The organism is Pantoea sp. 9140, assembly GCF_000745295.1.
Lineage (GTDB): Bacteria > Pseudomonadota > Gammaproteobacteria > Enterobacterales > Enterobacteriaceae > Pantoea > Pantoea vagans.
On sequence record NZ_JQNO01000002.1, the window covers coordinates 309,928 to 325,248 of the forward strand.

General features: G+C 56.5%; 14 protein-coding genes. 7 read left to right on the forward strand and 7 right to left on the reverse strand.

What is annotated here, in order from left to right; genetic code table 11:
• Positions 1-89: 89 nt before the first annotated feature.
• The 3 genes from FA92_RS23515 to fucO all read right to left on the reverse strand — a co-directional run bounded on the left by FA92_RS23515 (position 90) and on the right by fucO (position 2,008).
• On the reverse strand, positions 90-260 hold the full coding sequence (locus tag FA92_RS23515; RefSeq protein ID WP_013196156.1) for a hypothetical protein: 171 nt from the start codon (positions 258-260) through the stop codon (positions 90-92).
• Between the two features lie 104 nt (positions 261-364).
• Positions 365-538, reverse strand: coding sequence for a GhoT/OrtT family toxin (locus FA92_RS20785; protein ID WP_008924737.1), 174 nt, complete (start codon positions 536-538; stop codon positions 365-367).
• Between the two features lie 321 nt (positions 539-859).
• Positions 860-2,008, reverse strand: coding sequence for a lactaldehyde reductase (gene fucO, locus FA92_RS20790; protein ID WP_033785000.1), 1,149 nt, complete (start codon positions 2,006-2,008; stop codon positions 860-862).
• Between the two features lie 252 nt (positions 2,009-2,260).
• Here fucO and FA92_RS20795 point away from each other — a divergent pair, with 252 nt between their 5' ends.
• Positions 2,261-3,898: a dihydroxyacetone kinase subunit DhaK gene (locus FA92_RS20795; protein WP_033785001.1), complete on the forward strand. Its 1,638-nt coding sequence runs from the start codon at positions 2,261-2,263 to the stop codon at positions 3,896-3,898.
• A 5-nt stretch (positions 3,899-3,903) separates the two neighbouring features.
• On the opposite strand, the gene FA92_RS20800 is transcribed toward FA92_RS20795, so the two are convergent.
• Positions 3,904-4,782: a LysR family transcriptional regulator gene (locus FA92_RS20800; protein WP_033785002.1), complete on the reverse strand. Its 879-nt coding sequence runs from the start codon at positions 4,780-4,782 to the stop codon at positions 3,904-3,906.
• Between the two features lie 244 nt (positions 4,783-5,026).
• Here FA92_RS20800 and FA92_RS20805 point away from each other — a divergent pair, with 244 nt between their 5' ends.
• A complete protein-coding gene (locus tag FA92_RS20805; RefSeq protein ID WP_033785003.1) occupies positions 5,027-5,575 on the forward strand; it encodes a YbhB/YbcL family Raf kinase inhibitor-like protein in 549 nt (182 codons plus the stop codon).
• Between the two features lie 52 nt (positions 5,576-5,627).
• On the opposite strand, the gene FA92_RS20810 is transcribed toward FA92_RS20805, so the two are convergent.
• A complete protein-coding gene (locus FA92_RS20810; protein WP_033785004.1) occupies positions 5,628-6,494 on the reverse strand; it encodes an alpha/beta hydrolase in 867 nt (288 codons plus the stop codon).
• A 177-nt stretch (positions 6,495-6,671) separates the two neighbouring features.
• On the opposite strand from FA92_RS20810, the gene FA92_RS20815 reads away from it, so the two are divergent.
• Positions 6,672-7,259 (forward strand): ABATE domain-containing protein, encoded by a 588-nt coding sequence (locus FA92_RS20815; protein WP_033785005.1) that lies wholly within the window; start codon positions 6,672-6,674, stop codon positions 7,257-7,259.
• 53 nt (positions 7,260-7,312) lie between these two features.
• Here the strand turns inward: FA92_RS20815 and proP are convergent, their stop codons facing one another.
• Both proP and FA92_RS20825 read right to left on the reverse strand, forming a co-directional pair.
• Positions 7,313-8,779, reverse strand: coding sequence for a glycine betaine/L-proline transporter ProP (gene proP / locus FA92_RS20820; RefSeq protein WP_033785006.1), 1,467 nt, complete (start codon positions 8,777-8,779; stop codon positions 7,313-7,315).
• 295 nt (positions 8,780-9,074) lie between these two features.
• Complete coding sequence (locus FA92_RS20825) at positions 9,075-10,268, reverse strand: aminotransferase class I/II-fold pyridoxal phosphate-dependent enzyme (RefSeq protein WP_033785007.1); 1,194 nt, start codon at positions 10,266-10,268, stop codon at positions 9,075-9,077.
• A gap of 215 nt (positions 10,269-10,483) precedes the next feature.
• On the opposite strand from FA92_RS20825, the gene FA92_RS20830 reads away from it, so the two are divergent.
• The 4 genes from FA92_RS20830 to FA92_RS20845 are packed head-to-tail and all read left to right on the forward strand — an operon-like array spanning position 10,484 to position 15,301.
• Complete coding sequence (locus tag FA92_RS20830) at positions 10,484-11,299, forward strand: MetQ/NlpA family ABC transporter substrate-binding protein (RefSeq protein ID WP_033785008.1); 816 nt, start codon at positions 10,484-10,486, stop codon at positions 11,297-11,299.
• Complete coding sequence (locus tag FA92_RS20835) at positions 11,296-12,321, forward strand: ATP-binding cassette domain-containing protein (RefSeq protein ID WP_033785009.1); 1,026 nt, start codon at positions 11,296-11,298, stop codon at positions 12,319-12,321. The genes FA92_RS20830 and FA92_RS20835 overlap by 4 nt, the downstream gene beginning before the upstream one ends.
• A complete protein-coding gene (locus tag FA92_RS20840; protein WP_013196169.1) occupies positions 12,314-12,982 on the forward strand; it encodes a methionine ABC transporter permease in 669 nt (222 codons plus the stop codon). Before FA92_RS20835 ends, FA92_RS20840 begins: the two co-directional genes overlap by 8 nt.
• A gap of 3 nt (positions 12,983-12,985) precedes the next feature.
• Entirely contained in the window at positions 12,986-15,301 is a 2,316-nt protein-coding gene (locus FA92_RS20845; protein ID WP_033785010.1) for a molybdopterin-dependent oxidoreductase, read from the forward strand.
• Positions 15,302-15,321 lie beyond the last annotated feature (20 nt).

Here is a 15,321-nt window from a genome sequence, read left to right on the forward strand (position 1 = left end):
TTTACTGACCGGTCAGCGGCCTGTAAAGCCTTGTTATGTGATGAAATAGCGTAAATGCGATCTCGCCACAGCGATTGCTGTATAGCTGATTAGTGGAACTCAGGCTCGGGGAAGTGACCGCAGTCGTTCTGGCTGGGATTAGAGCCGGGCTGGCAGGTCTGCTGCCGGGTTTCGGCCGCGGGAACCGGTTTTTCAGCGTGCCACGGGGCGCTACAGGCACTGAGAAGAGAAACCAGAATCATCACACTGACTACGCGCATATCCGCTCCTTATTAACCTTCATGAGTAAGGTCACGTCGGTGATCGGCGGTTGGCAGGTCAGGGACGTCTTACCTGAGTGTGGTCGCTAAGGGGATATTGTCAATTAAAACAGCGCAAACATTAGCGCCACAGGAAAACTCATCGGCCAGGTGGCACCCACCAGAAAGGCGCTCAGCAGTTTGATGCTCAGCTTATCTTTGGCGATAAAGAAGGTGATCAGCGTCGCGACCAGTGCAACAACGGCATAGAAAATTAGCATACCCTGGTACAGTGTCATTGATATCTCCGCAGCGTCATTATGGTTTTCGCTGCGCATGATGCGGAGTTTTGTGATCCAGATCAAGTGAATCAGGGTTTAGCATCTAAAGAAATTATCGGTCAATGCGGCTGATTTGCTCTCTGACTTCCATGAAGATAACGGGCGATTTCAGGCTGAAAACCGTGCCGGAAAATGCGGGTCGGACCTTTGCGGATGCCGCGATCCTGTCTGAATAACTCCTGGCGAATGATTGCTGACAGACCGTGGCCATGACGTAAAAAAGCCCGCGATGGTGGGCGGGCCTGATATTGAAGTACATAACGACACAGCGTGCGCGTTTTAACTCTGACGATAGAGCGCCATCACCGCTTCCAGATCCGGCGTGCGTGGGTTGCCGCCGGTGCAGACGTCATCCAGTGCCGCCTGCGCCAGTGCAGGAATATCTGCCTCTTGCAAGCCGACCTCACGCAACGAACGGGGAATGCCCACATCGCGGCAGAGCTGACGAACCGCAGCGACAGCCGCTTCCCGCGCCTGATCCAGCGTCAGCGTGTCGACCTGTTTCACACCCATGACGCGAGCGATATCGCGATATTTTTCGCCTGTTGACGGGGCATTCCACGCCATCACCTGTGGCAGCAGGATAGCGTTCGCCACGCCGTGCGGCACGTTATAAAAGGCACCCAGCGGATGCGCCATACCATGCACCAGACCAAGTCCGACATTGGAGAAGCCCATCCCGGCCACATACTGCCCCAGCGCCATCTGTTCAACAGCATCAATATTACCCGCCACCGATTCGCGCAGTGACTGGCTGATAATTTCAATGGCTTTGAGGTGCAGCATGTCAGTCAGGGGCCAGGCACCGCGCGTAATGTACCCTTCAATCGCGTGAGTTAATGCATCAATACCGGTGGCAGCTTTCAGCGAGGCGGGCATGCTCGCCATCATCTCCGCATCAATAATCGCCACTTTTGGAATGTCATGCGGATCGATACAGACAAACTTGCGACGATTCTCTTCGTCGGTAATGACATAGTTAATGGTGACTTCTGCCGCGGTGCCTGCCGTGGTTGGAATGGCGATGATGGACACGCACGGATGACGGGTTGGGCTGACGCCTTCCAGGCTGCGGACATCTTCGAATTCAGGGTTGTTGATAATAATGCCGATCGCTTTGCTGGTGTCCTGCGGTGAGCCACCGCCGATGGCGATGAGGTAGTCAGCACCTGATTCCCTGAACACGGCAACGCCCTGCTGCACCACCCGGATAGTCGGATTCGGCACGACCTCATCGTAAACCGCCCAGGCAAGCTGATGTTGTTCCAGCAGGTCAGTGACCCGCTTCAGCGCACCTGCCGCAACCAGCGCTTTGTCAGTGACAATAAGCGCTTTACGCATCCCGCGACGCTGTACCTCTTCAGGCAAATGACGTAATGCGCCAGCACCAAACCAGGCGGTTTCATTCAGAATCATACGTTGGGTCATCAAAACATCCTCTGTTAACAAATGGTTTTCTACGATCCGTGATCCGCTGTGCAGGTTCTGCGCATAACCTCTCAGTTTCAGGTAAGGACATTTGATAAAAATCAATGAATTAGTAAAAAGTGATGCGCGCATTTCATTCAGACACGACTTTCGTCTGATGGGGTTGCGATGAGGGGCGGGGAATTATGCCCATCGTCCGTTGTGTGCAACACTTCTTTATCACAAACCCGTCCGCCCATGAGGAATGAAGACATGACCCGATTCGTAATGAATAAGAAGGATGATCTCGTCGACAGCGCGTTAGATGGCATGATTTACGCCAGTCCGTGGCGCAATCTGGTGCGGCTGCAGGTCGATCCCCACATTCGCATCGTGATGCGCAGAGACTGGAAAAAACAGCAGGTCGCACTGATCTCTGGTGGCGGTTCCGGCCATGAGCCTGCCCATGTCGGCTTCATCGGCAAAGGGATGCTGACGGCGGCCGTCTGTGGCGATGTGTTTGCCTCACCCAGCGTTGATGCGGTTTATAACGCCATCATCAACCTTACCGGGGACGCGGGATGTCTGCTGATTGTGAAAAACTACACCGGCGACCGACTCAACTTTGGGCTGGCGGCTGAAAAGGCCCGCAATGCAGGGTTCAGCGTCAATATGGTGATTGTCGGTGATGATGTGGCTTTACCGGATAATCCTCAGCCACGCGGCGTGGCAGGCACGTTGCTGGTGCATAAAGTGGCAGGCTTTGTCGCCGAGCGGGGTGATGATCTGGCGGCGGTAACCGAGGCCGCAGAGGCCGCCAGTCGAGCTATCGCCACCATGGGGGTCGCGCTTTCCAGCTGTCATCTGCCGGATGAACAGACCGGTCAGCGGGTGCCCGACGGCAGCGTGGAAATGGGGCTGGGGATTCACGGCGAGCCGGGCGTTGACGTCATGCCGACTCAGAACAGCCAGCAGATTGTGCAGCATCTGCTGGAGAAGGTGATGTCTGGTAAGGATCAGTCCTGCGCGCTGCTGGTGAATAATCTTGGCGGAATGTCGGCGCTGGAGATGAGTCTGGTTACACGCGATCTGATTGAGTCGCCGCTCAGCCGGGGAAGCCGTTATCTGATAGGTCCGGCACCGCTGATGACCGCGCTGGACATGAAAGGCTTTTCCGTCACCCGCATGACGCTGACGCCGCTGTTCGAAGCGGCTATCTGCGCCCCGGTCGAAGTAACCGGCTGGGTTCCGGCGGTTGAGATCACATCACTGGAGCCGGTTAACGCAGCCCGGGAGGCGACAGCGCATCCGGTGCAACCCTCCGAAAACCCGGCGGTCGCTGCCTTTGTGAACCGCATCTGTGAAACGCTGATCGCCAGTGAAAGCGAGCTGAATAAACTCGATGCGCAGGTGGGTGACGGGGATACCGGGTCGACCTTTGCTGCTGGTGCGCGTCAGATCCAGCGTGAATGCGCCGATAATCAGCTGCCGCTGAATGTTCTGCCTGACCTGCTCGCGGTAACGGGTGAGCGACTGGCCACGGTTATGGGTGGTTCCAGCGGCGTGTTGATGGCTATCTTCTTCACCGCCGCCGCACAGCACCTGTCGGAAGGAGACGACTTACCGATCGCTTTACAACAGGGTCTGGAAAAAATGAAGCAGTATGGCGGGGCTAAACCGGGCGATCGTACACTGATTGATGCGCTCCAGCCCGCGATTGAGGCGCTGGTGGCGGGCAAATCGCTGGCAGCCGCAGCAGATGCGGCGCAGCACGGCAGTGATGCAACCGCCAGCATGGGAAAAGCAAAGGCGGGCCGATCATCTTATCTCAACAGCGCGAACCTGAATGGCGTGCCCGATCCCGGTGCGGTTGCAGTCGCCCGCGTTTTTGCGGCATTAAAAACGCTTTAGATCAGTTACGGCGCTAAACGCGTCTGTAAAAAGGCCAGTAACTGGCGGTTTACTTCGCTGCGCTGACGGTGCTGCGGATAAACCGCATTCAGGGAGAGCGGTGGCGGCTGGCAGCCGTCCAGCACCGTCACCAGTTCACCCCTTTGCAGGGCTGACTCAACGATAAAAGCGGGTAGCAAGACCAGTCCGAGTCCCGCCAGGGCGGCATCACGCAGCACTTCGCCATTGTTACTTACCATAGGGCCCTGAACCGCCAGCCACTTCGCTTTGCCATTAACCTGCAGTTCCCAGCCATTCTGTCCTTCCCGTCCATAGCGCAGACAGGCGTGTTGCAATAACTCATCCGGATGTTGAGGCGTGCCAGCCCGTTTCAGGTAGTCAGGACTGCAGCAGATCACCCGCTTCAGTTCGCCCAGCGGGCGGGCAATCAGCGTGGAATCGGCCAGGGTGCCAATACGGATTGCCATATCGACGCCTTCGCCAATTACATCAACATAGCGATCCGCCAGCTCAATCTGAAACTGCAGTGCCGGATGATGACTCAGAAATTCCGTGATCAGCGGTGACAGGTGGCTCATGCCAAACGACATCGGCAGATTGATGCGGAAAGTGCCGCGCAGCGTATGCTGCTGCTCCGACACTGCCAGTTCGGCTTCCTGAATCTCATCCAGAATGCGCTGAGCATGTTGCGCAAACAGCAGACCCGCATCCGTCACTGACAGCTTGCGGGTGTTACGTATCAGCAGACGTACGCCTAATGACGCTTCCAGCGCGGCCATGCGGCGGCTGATATACTGTTTCGATAACATCAGCTGCTCAGCGGCTGCAGTGAAGTTACCAGCATGTATCACGGCGATGTAAATCCGGAGATCTTCAATCTGCATAGTGTCCACTTATCGGTGACAGTGACGGGGTTTCAGGCGAAAACTCAGCGGCAGGCGTTAACTTATATCGGGTAATGCGTCTCAGGGCAACGCGTCAGCACCCTCAGCCAGCGCGACAGCGATCATAGATTTGCCGTTTCGCAATATTTAAACGGGCGGTCATCCGGGCTAAATGAGTTAAAGCCGTTATAGTAAGCAGGCAGTGATGCAATCCATCCGGAATTAACCTGATAAGGAGTGGCTGGTGAAAAAATTACTCTGCGCAACGGTGCTTGCCGTTTTGCCAATAACTACGCTGGCAGCGTCGGTGTTTACGCTGCAATCACAGGACTTCAGCGATAATGCGCTACTGGACAAAAAGTTTGCCGGTGCCAATAAAAGTAATCCTTCCTGCACCGGTGAGAATATCTCTCCCGAGCTTAACTGGTCTGCGATTCCGGCGGGCACCCGTAGTCTGGCTCTGCTGATGACCGATCCGGTCGGGGCCAAAGGGCTGGGCGTGACACATATGGTGGCCTATAACATTCCGGCCAGCCGTTCGTCGTTTGCGCAGGGCGCGCTGACAGAGGGCAAGGACTATACCGGCGGAAAAAATACCCCCGGGACACAGCACTATTACGGACCTTGTCCACCGAAAGGCAGCGGCCTGCATCACTATAACTTTGTGCTGATCGCCACCGATTTGCCGATGGGCCAGCTGAAGGCGGGGTTAACTCAGGCAGAGCTGGTGGCACAGCTGAAAGGTCATGCCCTGGGCGCGGCCAGCACGGTCGGCCGCTTCAGCAATGAATAAGCATTGAGTTTTCAGAGGCAGCGACCTGTAGCCTGCCTCTGCGCGCAGCAGGTCAGTCGCCGCTGAACATCTCACGGATGCGCATCGCGATGTGATCGGTATGGGTCTCCAGCGCGAAGTGACCGCTATCCAGCAGCTCGACCACCGCCTGCGGATTATCGCGCTGCCAGGCCAAGGCGCCGGGTGGAATAAAGAAAGGATCGTGTTTGCCCCAGATCACCAGCGTCGGGAGCTGCTGCTGGCGAAAGAATGCCTGAAATTCCGGGTAGCGTTTGAGATTGCTGGCGTAATCAAGGAACAGTGTCTGCTGAATATCTTTGTTTCCGGGACGCTCCATCAGCAGCGTGTCCAGAGTATAACTTTCCGGGGCGATCTGCTGCGGATCGCTGACCCCATGCAGATACTGCCACTTAACCCCTTCGGCTGTCAGGATGGCGTCGCGGATCACCTCACCGTTTTCCTCGCTGGGTTCCGCCCAGTATGCACGAACCGGTGCCCAGGCGTCTCCCAGTCCCTCCAGATAGGCATTACCGTTTTGCGATATCAGTCCGCTGACGCGATCCGGGTAGGCCAGCGCCAGCCGCAGACCTGCGGGAGCGCCATAGTCGAAAACATACATTGCGTAGCGTTTCAACCCGAGTGCATCGACAAACACGGTCAGCGTCTGGCCGAGTGCGTCAAAAGTCCATGAATAGTTACGTTCGGCGGGGACGTCAGTAAAACCAAAGCCAGGCAGATCGGGCGCGATGATATGGAATTTATCGGACAGAAGCGGGATGAGATTGCGAAACTGATGAGAAGAGGTGGGAAAACCGTGCAGCAGTAGCAACACCGGCAGTGATGGATCGCCCGCTTCTCGATAGAAAACATTAACGCCGTCGGCCTGCTGATAACGATAAGAAACAGAGTGTGTATTCATGATATTTTCCTGTAACTGGTTAAATAGCATTTATAGGGTTACAAGGACTTATTATGCAGCGATTATGTAACCTGTCAAATTGATATCTAGTGGTTACATCAGGCCGTCTGTAACTACTCATCTGCTTTTTTATCGGTTACAGTAGCGTCAGAAGATTTCAATAATGAGGGCGACATCATGGCGGAAACGCAATCACACTCCGGCCAGGGGCCGTGGTTTCTGGCCGATCATCCGGCGCTGGATTTTATCAACACCGAGGCTGTCGCAGAGGGGCGGCCACACGATTTCTTGCAAAGCGATCAGGATGTTGAAGCCTGGCTGCAACAGGCCGGACTGCTAACCGACGGATCTGCGCCGCAGTATGAGCCGGGCGCGCTGGTGCAGGCCGCACGTCAGTTACGTCAGATTGTTCGTGACGCTGTGCAGCAGCATAAAGCAGGTGAGAATGTGAGTACTGAGGCGCTGAATGTCTGGCTGGGCCAGGCAACGAGTCACCTGCAACTGAGCGGGGAGTCGGGTTCGCTGACTATCCGGCGCGTTTACGCCAGCCAGAACGTAAGGCAGCGGCTGGGACAGGTTGCAGAACAGGCTGCAATGCTGCTCACGCAGGAAGATTTCAGCAGAGTCCGTGCCTGTGAACATCCCGACTGCACCCTGTGGTTTTACGATCGCACCAAAGCGCATCGCCGCCGCTGGTGCAGCATGGCACTGTGTGGCAATCGGGCGAAAGTTGCGCGTTTCAGGGCAGTAAAATCAGGTGGGTAGAGCGTGCGTCTGCCAGATAAAAAAACACCCTGCAGGGCAGGGTGTCAGAAACGTTATTTAGCCGCGGTCGTGGCGGGCTTTTGCCGTTTACGCAGCTTATCGATTAGTCGATGGGCTTCCGCTTTGGTTGCTACCGCAGGTGAGGAGCCGGTCAGCGGCTGACGCGCCGTTTCACGTACCGTCAGAATGGTCAGCAGGCCAATCACGCCTGCGCCCATCATGTAATAAGCGGGCATCATGTTGTTTTTGGTGGTATCCACCAGCCACGCGGTAATCAGCGGTGTGGTACCGCCGAACAGCGACACCGACAGGTTAAAGCCGATAGCCAGTGCGCTGTAACGAACATCCGTCGTAAACAGGGCTGGCAGCGTCGAAGGCATGGTGCCGCTGAAGCAGGTGTGCAGCACGCCCAGAATCAGCAGGCCGCCAAATACCGCCCACATGTTGCCGGAACCAATCAGCATAAAGCTGGGAATGGCGAGCAGGATCAGGCCTACTGCACCAAAGCCAATCACCGGACGACGACCAATGCGATCGGTCCAGCGCCCCCACAGCAGCGTCAGCGGCATCATCACGAACATCGCCACCATCACCAGCAGCAGACCACTCAGCTCTGGCAGTCCCAGTACGCCGGTGAGGTAACTCGGCATATACGAGGTCAGCATGTAGTTGGAGACGTTGAACAGCAGCACCAGACCGATACATTTCAGCATAGGCGCACGATACTTGCTCAGCATCTGCATCAGCGTCAGGCGCGGTTTGCTCTGCTCCAGCGCTTCCTGCTTTTCCATGTGCTGCTGGAATGCCGGGGTTTCTTCGAGCTTCAGACGGACATAGAGGCCGAACAGACCCAGCGGCGCGGCAATAAAGAACGGCACGCGCCAGCCCCAGGACATCATCGCCTCGTTCGACATCACGGTGGTCATCACCGTGACCAGGCTGGCCCCGAGCAGGTAACCGCCAATGGTACCGAACTCCAGGAAGCTGCCCATAAAGCCACGGCGTTTGTCGGTGGAGTACTCCGCGATAAAGGTCGCTGCACCACCATATTCACCGCCGGTCGAGAAGCCCTGAATCAGGCGCGCGACCAGCAGCAGAATCGGGGCCATAATCCCTATCGACGAATAGGCCGGGATCAGCCCGATGCAGAATGTCCCGATCGACATCATGATCATCGTCATCGCCAGCACTTTCTGGCGGCCGATGCGGTCACCCAGCGGGCCAAACACCAGGCCGCCAATTGGACGCACAAGGAAGGCCGCCGCAAACGTACCAAAGGTAGCAATCAGCTGCACCGCGTTGTTGGCATCCGGGAAAAAGACTTTGCCGATGATGACGGCAAGATAGCTGTATACGCCAAAGTCGAACCATTCCATCGCGTTACCGAGCGCCGCTGCGCCAACTGCGCGCTTCAGCATGTCGTTATCGATGACGGTAATGTCGTCAACAGTCAGCTCTTTGGGCTTCCTGTTCCAGAAATGTTTCTTAGGGTGTTCAGGCGATGTGTTTCTGGTGTCCATATTCTCCTCAGGTGCTTCAATGAAGGAGTCTTATAGCTTTCGCAGCCGCAAATAATGTTCAGAAGAAACCGTGGAAATGAAAGCTATAAGAAGCCGAATAATTTTTAAGTGAAGCGGCAGAAACCGCAGCCGGTAAACCTTAGACTACGAATGTAAGGTTTTGCAAGTTTTCAGCCGAAATAACTGGCTTTGCTGACAAAACCAGCACACTGCACTTACTCATGCCTGCTTACGCTCATAAACATTTGGTCATATTCCGCTTTTATGGCTCAGATGCTGTCTGGCTCTGATTTCATCAGCCACGCCTGCGCTCATTAAACAGCGTCAGGCCGTCAATGCGGTCCAGCGCCTGCAGCAGCTGTTCCGTGCTGGCGGTCAGGCTGATGCGAATATATTCCCGTCCGGCGGGGCCGAATCCGTGACCCGGTGCCACCAGCAGATGACACTCTCGCAGTAACAGGCTGGCGAACTCCTCGCCGGTAAAACCGGGTGGCGCAGGCAGCCAGAGGAAAAAGGTGCCCTGACGAGCGCGCACCGGCCAGTGCATCGCTGCCAGCCTGGCGAGTACCACGCGACGCCGCTGGTGATAAGGATCAGCCAGGCGGTTAAGTTGCTCAGCAGAAAGCGACAAGGCGGTGATAGCGGCATCCTGCACCGCGCCAGACACCGTGCTGTAGCTGTGAGTATGCAGTTTTTTAAAAGCCGCAATCATCGAGGCATTTCCCACCGCAAAGCCCACACGCCAGCCTGCCATCAACGCGCTTTTCGACAGGGTGTAAATTTCCACGCCCCAATCTTTAGCATCGGGCTGGGCCAGCAGACTCAGCGGCTGCTCGTCCGGCTCACTGCCCAGCGTAGCGTAGGCGAAGTCATGGATCAGCGGAATATGGTGCTGGCGGGCGAAAGCCAGCGCGTCGGCGAAAAGCACGGGTGTCGCCAGTGCGCCGGTGGGATTATGGGGATAGTTGAGCATAACCAGACCGGCACGCTCGGCAATCTCATCCGGCACCTGAGTAAAATCGGGCAGGAAAGCGTTACGCGCCTCCAGCGGAATGCCATAAAAATCGGCACCGGCCTGGCGTGCTGCTGAGCGATAGATTGGATAGCAGGGATCGGTGGAGATTAACACCTGGCCCGGGTTGAGCAGGGCGCGGGGAAAGCCGTTGACGCCAATGTGCGCGCCCTGAAACAGCGCGACTTCGGTATCGGGATTGAGCATGACCCCATAGTGACGCTGGTAAAAGTCTGCGATAGCCTGACGCAGGGCGGGCTTTCCCCAGAAGGAGAGATATTCATGATTTTCCGGCCGCGCTGCTGCAGCCTGTAAGGAGGCGATGACTGCAGGCGGCGTAGGCTGACGTGGGCTGCCCGATGAGAGATCGATAAGCGGTAACTGCGATGCATCCAGTTCTGCTGCCTGCTTCTCAAGTAAACTGAAAAGATTCTCTTCCAGCCCTGCGACTAAATCTGAAGCTGCAAACTCCGCCATAACCGTCCCGCAATAAAGAGTGTGAAGCGGAAAAGAATGACACAGCCGCGTTTCATTTCGTTAGCAGAAATAACGCTGAAGATTGCCGCCATCTGGATATTCAGCCTGTGACTATCGTTAGCATAAATAAGCCAAAGTCGGGGCCGGTTTTGCCTGTTCCTGATTGTAAGGGCTGTGATTAAATCGATTGCTCTCACAATAATGAATCAGGAAGCATTATGCGCATTACTTCACGGGGAATTATTTTTTCACTGACGGCTGTTTCAATTTTTATCTCTGCTGCGCAAGCCGCAGACCACAAAAAAATACACATCGGTTTTAATCCGGGTCCGTATAAAGAGCAGTTTGAAAAAGGCGTGGCGCCTCTGTTAATTAAGCAGGGTTATACGCTGGAATATAAAGATTTCAGCGATGGCATTCAGGTTAATGATGCTGTTCATCGCGGCACGATTGACGCCAATATCATGCAGCATCCGGTCTATCTGAAGTCGGTTAACGATCGGCTTGGCATCGATAATGTCGGTATTGTGCAGGTGCCGACCCCGCCAATGGGGCTCTATTCTGAACGCGCAAAAACGCTGACGCAGCCTGCGCCAGGCAGCACGGTCTCTGTGCCGAATCAACCCTCAAATGAGTATCGGGCTGCGCTGTTACTTCAGAGCATAGGCTGGCTTAAAATCAGCCCGGAGAGTGATGCCGCAACCTTCTCGCAGAAAAACATTACGGAGAACCCCTACAAAATCGTGCTGAAAGAGATGGATAATGCCCAGCAGGTGCGCGCACTGCCTGATGTGGATTTTGGTGTCATTCAGGGTAACTTCGCGGTCTCCAGTGGGCTGAAACTCAAATCCGCGCTGAAACTGGAGGCACCAACCAGCCAGTTTATTAACGTAGTAACGGTAGCGGGTAAAAATAAGCAGGCTCAGTTTGCCCGTGACATTATTGCCGGCTATCACTCGCCGGAATTCAAAGCGTATATCACCAGTAATGCGCAATATGCGGGCTATCTGTTGCCAGACTATTTCAAATGAGTCAGGCGGCTATCGCGTTTCACCAGGTCAGTAAAACCTTTGCACGTAACGGGACAGAAGTGCAGGCGCTGCAGGATATTAATCTGCGCATCAACCAGGGCGATATCTTTGGCGTTATCGGCACCAGCGGTGCCGGGAAAAGCACGCTGCTGCGCCTGATTAATCATCTGGAAACGCCGACGACCGGCACGGTAGAGGTGCAGGGTGAAGCGTTACAGGGGATCAGCAAAAAGCGGTTAATTGACGTCAAAAAGCAGATTGGGATGATCTTTCAGCACTTTAATCTGCTCAATGCCCGTACCGTATTTCACAACGTGGCCATCCCGCTGATATTGCAGGGGAGAAGTAAAGATTTTATCGCCAGCCGCGTGGCGGAACTGCTGGCGTTTGTGAACCTCAGCGACAAAGCCAACAGCTACCCGGACGAACTCTCCGGCGGTCAGAAACAGCGCGTCGGGATTGCCCGTGCGCTGGCGACCAACCCTGCCATTCTGCTGTGCGATGAGGCGACGTCGGCGCTGGATCCCCAGACCACGGTGCAGATTCTGCTGCTGTTACAGGAAATCAATCAGCGTTACGGCATCACCATTGTGCTGATCACCCACGAGATGTCGGTAGTGCAGAAGATCTGCAACCGGATGGCGGTGATGGCGCACGGGCGCATTGTTGAACAGGGCGATGTCCTGACGCTGTTCGCCGAACCGCAGCAGGCGGTGAGCGCCAGCTTTGTGCAGTCGGTCATTCACGATCGCCTGCCACAGCAGACGCTTGAATTGCTCAGCGAGCATCCGGCAGCCGACGCGTTACGGCTGGAGTTTGTCGGCAGCACGGCACAGCAGCCGGTGATCAATCAGCTGATCCGCAACTATGAGGTGGAGGTGAATATTCTGTTCGCCAGCATGACGGAGGTGCAGCGCACCATTCTGGGTTTCATGATTGTGCAGATCAAAGGCGAACGCGCGCAGCGCGAGGCGGCGATTCAGTTTCTCACCGCGACCGGAGTAAAAATCAGTGATGTCTGAACTCTTTGAAACGGCTGTAACCGGCGATCAGTTCCTGACGGCGATGCAGGACACGCTGATTATGGTGGGACTGTCGCTGGGCTTTGGTTCGCTGCTGGGGCTGCCGCTGGGCATTATTCTGGTGGTCTGCCGTCCGGGCGGAATACAGCCGCAGCGTCTGGTGCATCAGCTGCTGAACCCCGTTGTGAATATCATCCGTTCGCTGCCGTTCATTATCCTGCTGATCACTATCCTGCCGCTGACGCGCCTGCTGGTGAACACGACGATTGGCACGGCGGGTGCCATTGTGCCGCTGGTGATCTTTATTGCGCCTTATATCTCGCGGCTGGTGGAAAGCGCGCTGCTGGAAGTCGACGAAGGCATTCTGGAGTCAGCCAACGCGATGGGGGCTACCACGCTGCAGACTATCTGGTATTTCATGTTACCGGAGGCCGCTTCTTCACTGGTGCTGGCGCTGACCACCGCCACCATTGGACTGCTGGGTGCCACGGCGATGGCGGGCACGGTGGGTGGCGGCGGCATCGGTGACCTCGCCATTACCTACGGTTATCAGCGCTTTGACGCCTTTGCCACGATTTCGACTGCGCTGGTTCTCATTATTATTGTCCAGCTTCTGCAAACCCTGGGGACGCGTATTTCACGCCGTATCCGACGCGAGTAAACCATGAAGAAGAATGATTTAGCGGTAATGCACTGGGGCACCTATCACGTCACCACCGACGGCGATACGCTGACGTCGGTCAGGCCGGTGGCGTGGGACCGTAATCCGTCCGCTATCGGTCAGTCGCTGCCGGGCGCGGTGCAGAGTGAAACCCGGGTCAGAAATCCGGCTGTCAGGCTCGGCTATCTGCAGAACAGAAGCGCTTCACGCAGCAGGCGCGGCAAAGAGCCGTTTGTCGAGGTCAGCTGGGAAGTGGCGCTGCAGCTGGTGGCGGACGAGCTGGCGCGGGTGAAAACCGGGCACGGTAATGAAGCGATCTATGCCGGTTCATATGGCTGGTCCAGCGCCGGACGATTTCATCATGCCCAGAGCCAGCTGCACCGCTTCTTTAACCATTACGGCGGCTACACCGCCAGCACCAATACCTACAGCATTGCGGCCGGTGAACGCACGCTGCCGCACATCATCGGTAATCTGGATGAGTTACAACGTCACCATACTCACTGGCCGGTACTGGCGGAGCATTGTGAACTGTTCGTGGCGATTGGCGGATTGCCGCTGCGCAATGCGCAGGTCAATGGCGGTGGGGCTAACGATCATGCGATGGCTCACTGGCTGACCACACTGCGGCAGAATGGCACCCGCTTTATCAACATCAGTCCGGTCAGAAACGATCTCGCCGGGGTGGCCGATGCGGAGTGGCTGGCGATAAAGCCCGGCTCTGATACGGCTTTGTTGCTGGCCATCGGGCAGGTATTGATTGCGGAGTCCCTGTATGACGCGGCCTTTGTGTCGCGCTATACCGTGGGTTTTGAAATCTACGCGGCCTATCTGCAGGGTGAGCATGATGGTCTCGTCAAAACGCCCGAATGGGCCGCGTCACTAACCGGGCTGGCAGCCGATCAGATTCGCGGATTAGCACGGCAGATGGCGGCTCACAAAACGATGGTCAATATTGCCTGGTCAGTGCAGCGTGCGCGGCAGGGCGAGCAGGCGTTCTGGGCCACCGTCGCCACCACTGCGCTACTGGGGCAGATTGGCACGCCCGGCGGCGGGCTGGGGTTTGGTTACGCCTCAACCAATCTGGCGGGTGCCGCCCGGCGACAGTTCTCCGGGCCCCGGCTGCCTGCCGGCCATAATGCCGTACAGCAGACTATACCGGTGGCGCGTATCGCTGACATGCTGCTTAATCCCGGCGGTCTCTATGCGTTTGACGGGCAGCAGCTGACCTATCCCGACATCCGACTGGTCTACTGGGCGGGCGGCAACGTCTTCCATCATCATCAGGATATCAACAAGCTGATACGCGCCTGGCAACAGCCAGATACCGTGATTGTGCATGAGCAGTTCTGGACGGCGCAGGCCAGATTTGCCGATATCGTGCTGCCCGCCACCACCTCGCTTGAGCGTGAGGATATTGGCAGCGCCAGCAACGACGGCTTTATTATCGCCATGCCGCAGCATCTGCCGCCGTTTGGGGCGGCAAAATCGGATTACGCCATCTTTGCTGAGCTGGCGCAGCGGCTCGGTTTTGCTGATGTTTTTACTCAGGGGCGCGATGAGCGCCAGTGGCTTGAAGCCATCTACGCAGACTCCCGGCCACGCGCAGCGGCGCAGGGCATCGAACTGCCGCCCTTTGAGGCCTTCTGGTCACAGGGCGTGGTGGAATATCCCGCGCCTGACACACCGCAGATCCTCCTCAAAGCGTTCCGCGATAATCCGGAGTCGGACCCGCTCAGCACGCCATCGGGAAAAATCGAACTCTTTTCGCAGCGGGTGGCTGACTTTGGCTATGAAGAAGCGCCCGGCTTTGCCTTCTGGTATCCGCCGGAATATCAGGCTCAGCAGCAGGAGAAGCAGCAGTGGCCGTTGCATCTGCTCTCCAGCCAGCCGCGAACCCGGCTACACAGCCAGTACGATCATGGCCGGGTCAGCCGGGCCACCAAAATTGCCGGGCGCGAGCCGCTCTGGATGCACCCTGAGGATGCGGCTGCGCGTGGCATTGAGGAGAACAGCATCGTGAAAGTGTTCAACGAACGCGGCGCGCTGCTGGCGGGCGTGCATCTGACACAGGATATCCTGCCGGGGGTGGTGCAGATGTCGACCGGGGCCTGGTATGACCCACTCGAACAGCAGGAGGGCAAGCCGCTGGATAAACATGGCAATCCTAATGTGCTGACCCAGGATCGCGGCAGTTCACGACTGGGCCAGGGGTGCAGCGCGCAGACCTGTTTTGTAGAGATTGCGCTTTACCACGAGACCCTGCCTGAAATCACAGCGTGGTCGCCACCGGAATTTGTGATCCCGACCACAGAGTAATCTGCGGGCGGGGACTTAAG

Coding starts and splice junctions, on each gene's coding strand:
- FA92_RS23515 (WP_013196156.1), bottom strand. CDS start 260: ATGCGCGTAGTCAGTGTGATGATTCTGGTTTCTCTTCTCAGTGCCTGT.
- FA92_RS20785 (WP_008924737.1), bottom strand. CDS start 538: ATGACACTGTACCAGGGTATGCTAATTTTCTATGCCGTTGTTGCACTG.
- fucO (WP_033785000.1), bottom strand. CDS start 2,008: ATGACCCAACGTATGATTCTGAATGAAACCGCCTGGTTTGGTGCTGGC.
- FA92_RS20795 (WP_033785001.1), top strand. CDS start 2,261: ATGACCCGATTCGTAATGAATAAGAAGGATGATCTCGTCGACAGCGCG.
- FA92_RS20800 (WP_033785002.1), bottom strand. CDS start 4,782: ATGCAGATTGAAGATCTCCGGATTTACATCGCCGTGATACATGCTGGT.
- FA92_RS20810 (WP_033785004.1), bottom strand. CDS start 6,494: ATGAATACACACTCTGTTTCTTATCGTTATCAGCAGGCCGACGGCGTT.
- FA92_RS20815 (WP_033785005.1), top strand. CDS start 6,672: ATGGCGGAAACGCAATCACACTCCGGCCAGGGGCCGTGGTTTCTGGCC.
- proP (WP_033785006.1), bottom strand. CDS start 8,779: ATGGACACCAGAAACACATCGCCTGAACACCCTAAGAAACATTTCTGG.
- FA92_RS20825 (WP_033785007.1), bottom strand. CDS start 10,268: ATGGCGGAGTTTGCAGCTTCAGATTTAGTCGCAGGGCTGGAAGAGAAT.
- FA92_RS20835 (WP_033785009.1), top strand. CDS start 11,296: ATGAGTCAGGCGGCTATCGCGTTTCACCAGGTCAGTAAAACCTTTGCA.
- FA92_RS20840 (WP_013196169.1), top strand. CDS start 12,314: ATGTCTGAACTCTTTGAAACGGCTGTAACCGGCGATCAGTTCCTGACG.
- FA92_RS20845 (WP_033785010.1), top strand. CDS start 12,986: ATGAAGAAGAATGATTTAGCGGTAATGCACTGGGGCACCTATCACGTC.